The 12,055-nt window shown below is 65.6% G+C and carries 8 protein-coding genes; 3 read left to right on the forward strand and 5 right to left on the reverse strand.

Annotated features, from left to right (window positions below; translation table 11 throughout):
* Nucleotides 1-65: 65 nt before the first annotated feature.
* From tsf to KBA48_RS06345, 3 genes are all read right to left on the reverse strand, one after another.
* Nucleotides 66-989 (reverse strand): translation elongation factor Ts, encoded by a 924-nt coding sequence (gene tsf / locus KBA48_RS06335; protein WP_292904330.1) that lies wholly within the window; start codon nucleotides 987-989, stop codon nucleotides 66-68.
* Nucleotides 990-1,124: 135 nt separating this feature from the next.
* Complete coding sequence (gene rpsB / locus KBA48_RS06340; RefSeq protein ID WP_292904332.1) at nucleotides 1,125-1,898, reverse strand: 30S ribosomal protein S2; 774 nt, start codon at nucleotides 1,896-1,898, stop codon at nucleotides 1,125-1,127.
* Between the two features lie 252 nt (nucleotides 1,899-2,150).
* Nucleotides 2,151-3,131, reverse strand: a complete 981-nt coding sequence (locus KBA48_RS06345; RefSeq protein WP_292904334.1) for a tetratricopeptide repeat protein — start codon at nucleotides 3,129-3,131, stop codon at nucleotides 2,151-2,153.
* Between the two features lie 187 nt (nucleotides 3,132-3,318).
* On the opposite strand from KBA48_RS06345, the gene KBA48_RS06350 reads away from it, so the two are divergent.
* A complete protein-coding gene (locus KBA48_RS06350) occupies nucleotides 3,319-3,894 on the forward strand; it encodes a hypothetical protein (protein ID WP_292904336.1) in 576 nt (191 codons plus the stop codon).
* A gap of 6 nt (nucleotides 3,895-3,900) precedes the next feature.
* On the opposite strand, the gene KBA48_RS06355 is transcribed toward KBA48_RS06350, so the two are convergent.
* Complete coding sequence (locus tag KBA48_RS06355) at nucleotides 3,901-4,524, reverse strand: hypothetical protein (RefSeq protein WP_292904338.1); 624 nt, start codon at nucleotides 4,522-4,524, stop codon at nucleotides 3,901-3,903.
* A gap of 64 nt (nucleotides 4,525-4,588) precedes the next feature.
* Entirely contained in the window at nucleotides 4,589-8,080 is a 3,492-nt protein-coding gene (gene dnaE / locus KBA48_RS06360) for a DNA polymerase III subunit alpha (protein WP_292904340.1), read from the reverse strand.
* A gap of 242 nt (nucleotides 8,081-8,322) precedes the next feature.
* On the opposite strand from dnaE, the gene KBA48_RS06365 reads away from it, so the two are divergent.
* Together KBA48_RS06365 and KBA48_RS06370 are read left to right on the forward strand one after the other, a co-directional pair.
* On the forward strand, nucleotides 8,323-11,049 hold the full coding sequence (locus tag KBA48_RS06365; RefSeq protein WP_292904342.1) for a cation-transporting P-type ATPase: 2,727 nt from the start codon (nucleotides 8,323-8,325) through the stop codon (nucleotides 11,047-11,049).
* A 62-nt stretch (nucleotides 11,050-11,111) separates the two neighbouring features.
* A complete protein-coding gene (locus KBA48_RS06370; RefSeq protein ID WP_292904344.1) occupies nucleotides 11,112-11,984 on the forward strand; it encodes a universal stress protein in 873 nt (290 codons plus the stop codon).
* The last annotated feature ends 71 nt before the right edge of the window (nucleotides 11,985-12,055 follow it).

Raw genomic sequence — 12,055 nt, forward strand, 5'->3', positions numbered from 1 at the left:
GCCGGCGAACCGGCCCCGACAGAATAACGCTCCAGAGCCGGCACAGGGTCCGGCCCCGGACCGCCTCAGCCGGCCATCTTGGCCACTTCGGCGGCGAAGTCGGACTGTTCCTTCTCGATGCCTTCGCCCAACTGGAAGCGGACGAAGCCGGTCAGGGCAACCGGGGCGCCAACGGCCTTGGCGGCGTTTTCCACGACCTTGCGGATCTTGGTTTCGCCGTCGATGACGTAGAGCTGCTCCAGCAGGACCACTTCTTCATAATACTTGCGGACGCGGCCTTCGACCATCTTCTCGATGATGTTCTCGGGCTTGCCGGAAGCACGGGCCTGTTCGACCAGAACGGCGCGCTCACGCTCCAGATTGGCGGTCGACACGTCGGCGATGTCCAGCGCTTCCGGACGGGCGGCGGCGACATGCATGGCGATCTGCTTGCCCAGGTCGGCCAGAGCGGCCTTGTCACCGGTCGACTCCAGAGCGACCAGCACGCCGATCTTGCCCAGGCCCGGGACCAGGGCGGAGTGGACATAGGACGACACCACGCCATCGGTGACCGACAGCTTGGCGACGCGGCGCAGGTTCATGTTCTCGCCGATGGTGGCGACCAGGTTCGGCAGCTCGTCAGCGACGGTACGGCCGGTGCCCGGATAGGTGGCGGCCTTCAGGCTGTCCAGCGTGCCGTCGGTGTCCAGCGCCAGCTTGGTGACGGTGGCAACGGCGGTCTGGAAGGCATCGTTACGGGCAACGAAGTCGGTCTCGGCGTTCAGCTCGACAGCGGCGCCGGACAGGCCATTGGCGGCAACGCCAACCAGACCTTCGGCGGCAACGCGGCCGGCCTTCTTGGCGGCGGCGGCAAGGCCCTTCTTGCGCAGCCAGTCGATGGCGGCTTCCACGTCGCCATTCGCCTCGGTCAGCGCCTTCTTGCAGTCCATCATGCCGGCGCCGGACTTCTCGCGCAGGTCCTTCACCAGGGCAGCGGTGATCTCGGCCATTTTCGCCTCTCTAATCGTCGGAGTGTGACGGGATATCATTTAGCATAGGGACTATGGCGTTTTCGCGCCTAGCCCGGACAGCACAACGGCCGGACAGCACCCTACTGGATGCGGCCCGGCCGTCGCACCTCAAACTCAGGCTTCGACAGCCTCTTCGGCGGGCAGAGCCTCGACCGGGGCCACTTCCTGGGCGCCGACATCGATGCCGGCAGCCGACATCTCAGCCTGCAGACCGTCCAGAACGGCGCCGCTCAGCAGCTCGCAATAGGTCTCGATGGCGCGCAGGGCGTCGTCGTTACCCGGAACCGGGAAGGTGATGCCGTCCGGATCGCTGTTGCTGTCCAGGATGGCGACAACCGGGATACCCAGCTTGTTGGCTTCCTGAATGGCCAGGCTTTCCTTGTTGGTGTCGATGATCACCAGCAGGTCGGGCAGGCCGCCCATGTCACGGATACCGCCCAGCGCGCGCTCCAGCTTATCGCGGTCGCGCGTCATGTTCAGCAGTTCCTTCTTGGTGCGGCCGGAGCCTTCACCATGGGCAAGCGCCTCGTCCATTTCCTTCAGACGACGGATCGACTGGGAAATGGTCTTCCAGTTGGTCAGCATGCCGCCGAGCCAGCGATGGTTCACATAGTACTGGCCGCAGCGCTTGGCGGACGCCGCAACCTGCTCCTGGGCGGCGCGCTTGGTGCCGACGAACAGGACGCGGCCGCCACCGGCGACGACGTCACGCACGGCCTGCATGGAGCGGTGCAGCAGCGGAACGGTCTGTTCCAGATCGATGATGTGCACGCCATTGCGGGCGCCAAAGATGTACGTGGACATCTTCGGGTTCCAGCGACGGGTGTGGTGACCGAAATGCACGCCAGCTTCCAGGAGCTGACGCATGGTAAAGGTCGGCATAGCCATAGGAAAACTTCCTTTTCCGGTTTGTCCTCCGTGGGCGACGTCCGAGGGGCAGCATGCCCGGCGAACACCGGATCGATGCGAAGGCCGACCGGGCAACCAGCGCCCGGATAAAAGCCGACACACCGCAAGCCCACGTGTGGGATTAACGACGGGGCGTGGAATAGCGCAGGCGGGCCCGCATTGCAACCCCGCCCGGCAGCCATTTACGCCCGCCCGTCCCGCCATCTCCGCATGGCCGGGCATCAAGCGGCCTTATCCGGCGGTTTTCAGGGCCTTCAGGGCTGCCTGGGCTTCCTTGTGCTTGGGCTCCAGCACCAGGGCGCGCTTATAGGCCTTTTCCGCCGTCACCCGGTCCCCCATGGCCTGATAGACCATGCCCAGCCGCCAATGTGCCGCAGCCCGGTAATTGACGCCCCCGATCCAGGCCGACCCCGACAGGAAGCGCAACAGCGCCTCGCGCCCGCTATCCAGGTTGCGGCCGGTGACGGCCACGGCCCGCCCCCGCTGATACAGGGTGAAGGGGTCGGCCGGATCGACAGACATCGCCTTGTCCAGCGCCAGGAAGGCACCGTCCACGTCACCCAGCCGCCCCAGCAGCACCCCCGCACCCGCCAGATCGGAGGCATCGGTCAGCCTCGACATCGCCTCGGTCAGCTTTTTCTGACCCTCTGCCAGATCATCGTTGCTCAATGCCTGATTCGCCCGCAGCAGCAGATACTGCCCTTCGTCCAGCGCCTGCATCGCCGCGATGGCCTCATCCGCCTTCGCCGTGTCGCCGCCGGCGATGGAAGGGGCGACAAGGTGATATTGCGCGATGCAGGTGACGGCCGGGACGCTGCGCGGATCGCGCTTCCTCTCCGCCTCGCACAGGGACAGAAGTTCAGTGGCGGCGGATTTCTTGGAGAACAGGGAGGCATCGTCGATGCGCCGGGTGGCCAGCACCATCCGGGCCTCCAGCACCTTACGGTCGTCCGGCATTTCCGCGCCCAGCCTTGCACCCAGCGGCAGCCCGACCTCGAAATCGCCGAAACGCTCATAAACCAGCAGCAGATCGCGCGCCGCCGCCCAGTCGGCCGGGTCGGCCGCCAGCCTCTCCTTCAGCGGTCCGGCAGCACTCTCTTCCCGGTCATCCGGCTCGACCAGGGCGGCATAATCGGACGGGGTCACCTGGGCCATGGCAGACCCGGCAAGGGCCAGCAGCGACAGCGCGGCGGCGGACAGCATAAGACGCATGGGCTCGACCGAAAAGATTAAGGAGAATTAACCCTTTGACGGCTCGCTGTGGCGGATTCATGGCGTTATGGTTCCAATTACGCGAACTTGGGCAGTGCAGGTCCGCCATGCCTTGGCAAGCGGCCCGGGCGTGGCTATGGTCCGCCCCGCGTGCCGACCGTGCCCGCACCCAGAATGGCTTTGCCCCGTGATTATGACCGCCCCTGTCCGCCCGACCGACGCCGCCCCCGACCTGCTGACAGGCTTCCTGCGCCTGCAATCCCCTGGTCGCGAGCCGTCACCGCCGCTTTGGCTGGAGGGCGACGGATTGCCGGACGTACCGCGCCGGCTGCTGGTCCATGACCATGGCATGACCGCCACGCTGGAGGCGTTCTGGGGCGAGCAGATGCGCCTGTCGGTTCTGCATACCGAAGAAGTGGGGACCCTGCTGCGCCGGCATGTGCTGTTGACGGGTGTCGACAGCGGGATGCCGGCTGAACTTGGCCTGATCGAAATCCGTTTGGACGCGTTACCGCCCGGCGCCCTGTTCGCGGTGCGTCAGCGGCGGATTCCCTTCGGGGCCATCCTGTCCGCCTGCGGCGTCTCGTTCAAAAGCCGCCCGGCGGGTTTTCTGCGTCTGGTCGCCAGCGAGGAATTGTCCCGCCTGTTGCGCGTGACGCCCGGGGCCGCCATCTATGGCCGGGCAACGACCCTGTATGCCCAGGCCGACGGCAAGGTCCTGGCCAATGCCGTCGAACTGCTGAGCGGGCACCAGCCGGGGTAAGCCGGCTTACCGCCGAAGCACCACGGCAGCCGACGCGATCCCAAAACCCAGGGCCACAAAGGCGATCAGGAAGGATAGCCACAAGGCTGTCTTTACCTCCCCCACCGACGCCGTCACGAAGATCCGGTACTGGTCGATGATCGGATCATTGGTGCGGGCCGCCGGGATCTCCGCCGCCAGCACCCGGTCCTGCTGCACCCGCCAGGTCGCATCTATGCCTTCACGGGCCTGGACGGATGCCACGACGGCCGCGACTCCGTCGGCCAGGGCCGCATGCGTCTCGCGGATGCGGCGGGCCTTTTCCGGGTCGACCGGGTCCAAGGCCGCGCCCAGCCCGTCGACCGCCGTGCGAAACTCCGGCAGGCGGGCCGCCAGCCGCTGATCCGTCTTCTCCCGCGTCGGTTCGTCGAAGATCAGCAGCAGCACATCACGCTGCAGGGCGCGGCTGGTGGAGCGCAGTTCCGTGGCGGCCGACAGCACTGTCTGGGCATGGTCCAGCCCCCGGAAGGCCGGCCGGATCAGCAGCAAGCCCACGGCGACAAGCGCCACCAGCACCGGCACAAGTCCCGCCGCCACCGCCGGCAAAATCCGCCCGCGCGGCTGTTCCAGATCCCAGTAGGGTTTGCTCATGAACCGGTACTCCCGAAAAAGAGCCCCGCTTCTACCCGATCCGGCCCCCATCCGCAGCCGTTAATCAGAGTTCCTGTACTTCGATGACGCCGGGAATGGATTTGAACGCCCCCCGGCTGGCGGCATTGATGGCCACGGCGCCGGGAATGGCGATCTCCACCTCGCGCAGCGCGTCCAGTTCCACGGCCAGCGTCACCTTGCCCCGGCCCGGCGGCAGCCGGCCCAGCGTGGTCTTGATGGCCGGCACGGCATTGGCGTCGTCCAGCAGGATACGCAGGCCGGCGGCGCTTTTCGCCACCTCATCCTCCAGCGACAGGACGCCGTGGCAGGTGAGGCGCAGTTCCTCGCCATTCTTCTGCGCATCGACGGACATCAGCACCGCCCTGCCCGCCTCCAGCATCTCCCGGCTCTGGGCCAGCGTCTCGGCGAACAGGGTAACCTCATAGACACCGGAGGCATCGGATAAGGTTACGAAGGCAAAACGATTACCGCTCTTGGCGGTTCGTTCCTGTTTAGCAACGACGATGCCGGCCAGTTTGAACCGGGTGGATTTGGCATCGCGCATCTGACGCGGCAGGTCGGCGAACTTCACCACCTTCATGCGGGCCATGGCGGGGGCAAAACTGTCCAGCGGATGGGCCGACAGGTAGAAGCCGATGGCTTCGAATTCGTGCCGCAGCCGTTCCAGCGGGTCCCAGTCCGGCACCTTGGGCAGATCCGGCGCCTTCATGGCTTCCGACCCGCCGAACAGGCTGGCCATGCCGCTTTCCCGCTGCTGCGCCTCGGCCTGGGCGTAACGCACCACCGTTTCAAGCCCGGCGAAAAGTTGCTGGCGGTTGCGGTTCAGGCTGTCGAAGGCGCCGGCGCAGACCAGTTTTTCCAGCATGCGCTTGTTCAGCGCCGAACTGTCCACGCGCCGCGCGAAATCGAAAATATCCTTGAAGGGGCCGCCTGCCTGCCGTTCGCGCTGCACCATCTCCATGGCCTGCTGGCCCACACCCTTGACGGCGGCCAGCGCATAGCGCACGGCCCGGCTGCCATCGGGCAGCTTTTCCACCCGGAAGCGCGGGTCCGACGCGTTGACATCGGGCGGCAGCAGCCGGATGCCCAGACGCACCAGTTCCTGACGGAACTGGTTCAGCTTGTCGGTATTGCCCATATCATAGGTCATGGTGGCGGCCATGAACTCGACCGGGTAATTGGCCTTCATGAAGGCCGTCTGATAGGCGACCAGCGCATAGGCCGCCGCGTGCGACTTGTTGAAGCCGTAACCGGCGAACTTGTTCACCTGATCAAAGATCAGTCCGGACTGTTCCTCAGGCACTGCCAGTTTTTCGGCCGAGCCGCTGATGAACTTGGCCCGTTCCTTCTCCATCTCCTCCTTGATCTTCTTGCCCATGGCGCGGCGCAGAAGGTCGGCGCCGCCCAGCGAATATCCGGCCAGGACCTGGGCGATCTGCATCACCTGTTCCTGATAGACCATGATGCCGAAGGTTTCCTTCAGGATCGGTTCCAGGGCCGGGTGCATGTAATCGGGCTTCTCCTGCCCGAACTTCACCTTGATGTATTTCGGGATATTGTCCATCGGGCCGGGACGATAGAGCGAGACCAGGGCGATGATGTCCTCGATCCGGTTCGGCTTCATGCGGCGCAGCACGTCGCGCATGCCCGAACTTTCAAGCTGGAAGATGCCCGCACTCTCGGCCCGCCCCAGGATGTCGTAGGATTTCTTATCCTCGATATCCAGGTCCAGCAGGTCCAGTTCCGGCCCCAGGTCGCGCACATGGTCGACGGCGGTCTTCAGCACTGTCAGCGTCTTCAGGCCCAGAAAGTCGAACTTCACCAGCCCGGCCAGTTCCACATATTTCATGTTGAACTGGGTGACCGGCATGTCGGAACGCGGATCGCGATACATGGGGACAAGCTGGTCCAGCGGCCGGTCGCCGATCACCACGCCCGCCGCATGGGTCGAGGCATGGCGGTACAACCCTTCCAGGCGCAGGGCGATGGTGATCAGGCGATCCACCGTCTCGTCCCCGCGCTTCATCTCCTGCAATTGCGGCTCCCCGTCCAGCGCCTGCTGCAGGGTCACGGGGTTGGCGGGATTGTTGGGGATCAGCTTGCAGATGCGGTCCACCTGGCCATAGGGCATCTGCAAGGTGCGCCCCACGTCGCGCACGACGGCGCGGGCCTGCAGCTTACCGAAGGTGATGATCTGGCCGACCTTGTCGGTGCCGTATTTCTGCTGAACGTACTTGATCACCTCTTCACGGCGGTCCTGGCAGAAATCGATATCAAAGTCGGGCATCGACACGCGTTCCGGGTTCAGGAAGCGTTCGAACAGCAGGCCGTACCGGATGGGATCAAGGTCGGTGATCAACAGCGACCAGGCCACTAGCGACCCGGCGCCCGAACCACGGCCCGGCCCGACGGGAATACCATTGTCCTTGGCCCATTTGATGAAGTCCGACACGATCAGGAAGTAGCCGGGGAACTTCATCTTGATGATGGTTTCCAGCTCGAAATCCAGGCGCGCCCGGTATTCCTTCTCTATCTTCTCCTTCTCTTCCCTACCCATGCCGCTGGTGAACACGTACTTGTTCAGGCGGTAGGTCAGGCCGTCATGGGCCTGGGCGCGCAGTTCGTCCAGCTCCGCCCGCCCGCCCTCGGTGGCAAAGGGCGGCAGGATCGGGTTCACCTTGCGCGGCATATAGGCGCAACGCCGGGCGATGACGACACTATTGTCCACCGCCTCCGGCAGGTCGGCGAACAGTTCCCGCATCTCCTGCGGCGACTTGAAATAATGGTGGGGGGAGACGCGCCGCCGCTCCTCCTGCATCACATAGGCACCCTCCGCGATACAGAGCAGCACATCATGCGCCTCATACATCGACGCATCGGCATAATAGGCGTCGTTGGTGGCCACCAGCGGGATGTCGTGGGCATAGGCAAGGTCGATCAGGTCGGGTTCGACCCTCTCCTCCGCCTGGGCCAGCGGCCCCTCCACATGGCGCATCAGCTCAATATAAAGCCGGCCGGGGAACAGGGCCTTCAGCCGTTCCAGCAGGTCCAGCGCATGCGGCTTCTGCCCGTCCAGCAAAAGCCGGTTCAACCCGCCGCCGACCCCGCCCGTCAGACAGATCAGGCCGTCCGTCAGCCCCTCCATCCGGTCCAGCGACACCTGCGGCAGCAGGCCCGTCTCCGTCTCCATGAAGGCGACGGAGACCAGGCGCATCAGGTTGCGGTAGCCCTGCTCGCTCTGCACCAGCAGCACCAACTGATCCGCACCGGGACCCAGCAAACGCCCGCCCACCTTCTTCTGTGGCCCGAAGGGGGTGATCCACATCTGGCAGCCGACGATGGGCTGTATCCCGTCATCCGACGCCGCCATGGCGAATTCCAGACAGCCGAACAGATTGCCCGTATCGGTCACCGCCACGGCCGGATAGCCGTGCTTCTTGCACAGCTTCACCAGTTCCTTGGTCTTGATGGCCCCTTCCGCCAGGGAATAGGCGGAATGGACACGCAGATGGATAAAACCGGGATCGGCGGACATGGGCGCTGTGCCTGTGGCGACGGATATGGACGCGCAGACCTTAGCGCGGATGGCCAGGCGAATGCGACTCTGACATCCGTAATGCCGATGGCGGCAATCGGCCGGTAGCCGAAAGGATCGGAAACGAAACCCTTATTGACCGAGATCAACGGCATGACAGGAGCCAGCCTTTAAAGTTTCGGGACGAAACGCGATGGCAACGCGTTCATCTATAAAGAACACAAGGCAGGCAGATGGAACCGATGATGCAGGAGCCCCCGCCGGGTGCGGGTGGCGATGGACCGGTCTGGCATGCATTGCCCGCCGCCGACACGGTGGCGGCGCTGGGAAGCGGCCCCGCGGGATTGACCCCGGACAAGGTGGCCGAACGGCTGGCGGCCTTCGGCCCCAACCAGTTGCCGGCGACGGCGGCAAAGAACCCGCTGCTGCGCTTCCTGGCCCAGTTCAACAATGCGCTGATCTATTTCCTGTTGGCCGCCGCCGTCGCGGCCTGGACGCTGGACCACCATATTGACAGTCTGGTCATCGTGGCCGTCGTCACCATCAACGCCATTGTCGGCTTCGTACAGGAAGGCAAGGCGGAAAAGGCACTGAACGCCATCCGATCCATGCTGTCCCCGCACGCCCATGTCATCCGCGAGGGCACGCGGCAGGCCGTGCCCGTGGCCGATCTGGTGCCGGGTGATCTGGTGCTGCTGGAGGCGGGTGACCGTGTGCCGGCCGACCTGCGCCTGATCCGGGCCCGCGCCCTGCTGGTGGAGGAAGCAGCATTGACCGGGGAATCGGTCCCGTCGGAGAAATCCGAAGACCCGGTTGCCGCCGAGTCCCCGTTGGCCGACCGTTCCTGCATGGCCTATTCCGGCACGCTGGTGGCGGCGGGTCAGGGCGCGGGCATGGTGGTGACCACCGGGTCCGCAACCGAGATCGGCCATATCAGCCGCATGATCAGCGAGGTGCAGGAGATCACCACGCCGCTGCTGGCCCAGATCAACCGGTTCGGCCGTCGCTTCACCTGGATATCCATCGCGGCGTCCCTGTTGCTGTTCGCCTTTGCCGTGCTGGTGCGGGAGTTTGCGTGGGACGAGGCGCTGATCGCCGTCGTGGCCTTGGCCGTGGGCGTCATCCCGGAAGGGCTGCCGGCCGTCATCACCATCACATTGGCCATCGGGGTCCAGCGCATGGCGGCCCGCAACGCCATCGTCCGCCGCCTGCCGGCCGTGGAGACGCTGGGGTCCACCTCCATCATCTGTTCCGACAAGACGGGCACCCTGACCCGTAACGAGATGACGGCAACCCGTCTGGTCACCGCCGGGCATGATATCCGGGTCAGCGGCGCCGGCTATGCCCCCCAAGGCAGCTTCAGTGTCAGCGGTCAGGACGAGGATGTGCTGTCGCTGTCCACCGCCGGCCCGCTGCTGCGCACCGCCCTGCTGTGCAACGACGCCCGGTTGCACCAGGGGGAGGATGGGGCCTGGCGCGTGGATGGCGACCCGATGGAGGGGGCGCTGGTCTCACTCGCCATGAAGGCCGGGCTGGACCCGGCGCATGTGCGGGGCGAATGGCCACGACAGGATGAAATCCCCTTCGACGCACAGCACCGGTTCATGGCGACGCTTCACCGTGGCCTGGACGGGTCCCACATCTTCGTGAAGGGCGCGCCGGAGAAGCTTCTGTCCATGGCCGCCCACCAGGCCGGGGCCAATGGTCCGGAACCGCTGGACACCGTCTTCTGGCAGGCCGGCATCGACGCGGCGGCCGGTCAGGGGGAACGCGTCCTGGGCTTCGCCGTGAAGCCGGTGACGGGCACGCCGGACCGGCTGTCCTTCGCCGACCTGACGGACGGGCTGGTCTTTGTCGGCATCATCGGCTTCATCGACCCGCCGAGGCCGGAGGCCATCGCCGCCATCGCCGAATGCCGCACGGCGGGTATCAAGGTGAAGATGATCACCGGCGACCATGGCACCACCGCCGCCGCCATCGCCACACAGTTGGGCATTGCGGAAAAGCCGGAGGTGGTGACCGGCGCCGATCTGGACCCGCTGAGCGATGCGGACCTGCGCAGCGTGGCGGCGCGGGCCAGCGTCTTTGCGCGCACCAGCCCGGAACACAAGCTGCGCATCGTGCGGGCGCTGCAGGCCGAGGGCGGGATCGTCGCCATGACGGGCGACGGGGTGAATGACGCGCCATCCCTGAAACAGGCCAATGTTGGCATCGCCATGGGGGGCAAGGGTACCGAAGCCGCCAAGGAAGCGGCAGAGATCGTCCTGCTGGACGATAATTTCGCCTCCATCGTCGCGGCGGTGCATGAGGGACGGACCGTCTATGACAATATCCGCAAGGTCATCGCCTGGACGCTCCCCACCAACGGGGGTGAGGTATTGACGGTGATCGCCGCCATCCTGGCCGGCTTTGCCATGCCCATGACGCCGGCACAGATCCTGTGGATCAACCTGATCCTGACCGTGACGCTGGGTCTGGTCCTGGCGTTCGAGCCGTCGGAGCCCAATGTCATGCGCCGCCGCCCCCGGGCCGGCGATGCGCCGCTGCTGTCGCCCTTTCTGGTCTGGCGTGTGTTTCTGGTATCGGCCCTGTTCGTGGCCGGCGCGCTGGCCATTTTCTTCTATGCCCTGGCACGCGGGCAGGACCTGGAAACGGCGCGGACCATGGTGGTCAACACCATCGTCGTGCTGGAAATCTTCTACCTGTTCAATGTCCGCTATCTGCATATGGGGTCGATCACCCTGCGCGGCATCGTGGGCACGCCGGCCGTGCTGCTGGCCGTAGGCGCCGTCACCGTGGCGCAATTCGCCTTCACCTATCTCCCCTTCATGCAGCTCCTGTTCGATACGCGGCCCATAGGGCTGCTGGACGGGCTGGTGATCATATCGACGGGCATCCTGCTGCTGTTGGTGCTGGAGGCGGAGAAGACGTTGCTGCGCCGCGTCGGCCTGTTCAGCGATGAATTGTGAGGGAACCAAACCTGTCAGGAGCCTTCGACCATGGCTCCCGACATCCCATGAAGGAGGAAAGAATGACGGAGACCACGCGCCACATCCTGCTGGCCACCGACCTGTCGGCCCGCTGCGACCGGGCGCTGGACCGGGCCGTTTGGCTGGCCCGCGACTGGAACGCCCGGCTGACCATCCTGCATGTGCTGGAACCGGAAAGGGACATGGCGGAGGCGCCGCGATGGCAGCGGCCCGGCGATCCGCAAACCCTGGCGGCCCAGGCGCTGGAGGCCGACCTGCCGCCCGATGCCGGCCCCGTCACCATCATCGTGGACCGGGGCGACGCGGCGGAAATCACGGCCGGCATCGCGCGTGACCAGGGCTGCGATCTGATCGTCACGGGTCTGGCCCGCAACGAGGCGCTGGGCCGGTTCCGGCTGGGCGGCACGGTGGAACGGCTGGCACGCCTGTCGCCTGCCCCGGTCCTGGTTGTGCGCTGCCGCCCCCGGCATGACTACAACCATGTCCTGGTCGCCACCGATCTGGGCGAGGGATCGGCCCAGGTGCTGCGCACGTCCGCCGCCCTGTTCCCACAGGCCGACCTGACGCTGTTCCACGCCTATCGCACACCGTTTGCGGGGCTGGTCGCCAATGAACCGCGCCTGCGCGCCGATTACGCCCAGGCCATGACCACCGATCTGGACAGGTTCCTGCGCGACACGCTGCCGCCGCAACAGCAGGCCAGGGTGCGCCCCCTGCTGGTGGATGGGGAGCCGGCGCAGAGCCTGCGCGATTACGCCCTGGCGGAAGGGGTGGATCTGGCCGTCATCGGCGCACCCCGGCACGGACCCGTCCTTACCTTCCTGTTGGGCAGCACGGCGGGATCGATTCTGGAGGCGGCCCCATGCGACATGCTGCTGACGACTGCGACGTCTGTGACAACCGACGGGGCGTGACCCTGCAACCAAAGGGGAATCCGGTCCGGCGGCGACCGGATTCATAATTCCTTTGCAAGCACCGGCGCAGG

Source organism: Niveispirillum sp. (genome assembly GCF_017996735.1).
In the GTDB taxonomy this organism is placed as follows: domain Bacteria; phylum Pseudomonadota; class Alphaproteobacteria; order Azospirillales; family Azospirillaceae; genus Niveispirillum.

Excerpts from the sequence above, each read along its gene's own strand:
- rpsB (WP_292904332.1), bottom strand. The coding sequence starts at position 1,898 with ATGGCTATGCCGACCTTTACCATGCGTCAGCTCCTGGAAGCTGGCGTG.
- dnaE (WP_292904340.1), bottom strand. The coding sequence starts at position 8,080 with ATGTCCGCCGATCCCGGTTTTATCCATCTGCGTGTCCATTCCGCCTAT.
- KBA48_RS06370 (WP_292904344.1), top strand. The coding sequence starts at position 11,112 with ATGACGGAGACCACGCGCCACATCCTGCTGGCCACCGACCTGTCGGCC.
- KBA48_RS06365 (WP_292904342.1), top strand. The coding sequence starts at position 8,323 with ATGATGCAGGAGCCCCCGCCGGGTGCGGGTGGCGATGGACCGGTCTGG.
- KBA48_RS06355 (WP_292904338.1), bottom strand. The coding sequence starts at position 4,524 with ATGAGCAAACCCTACTGGGATCTGGAACAGCCGCGCGGGCGGATTTTG.
- KBA48_RS06345 (WP_292904334.1), bottom strand. The coding sequence starts at position 3,131 with ATGCGTCTTATGCTGTCCGCCGCCGCGCTGTCGCTGCTGGCCCTTGCC.
- tsf (WP_292904330.1), bottom strand. The coding sequence starts at position 989 with ATGGCCGAGATCACCGCTGCCCTGGTGAAGGACCTGCGCGAGAAGTCC.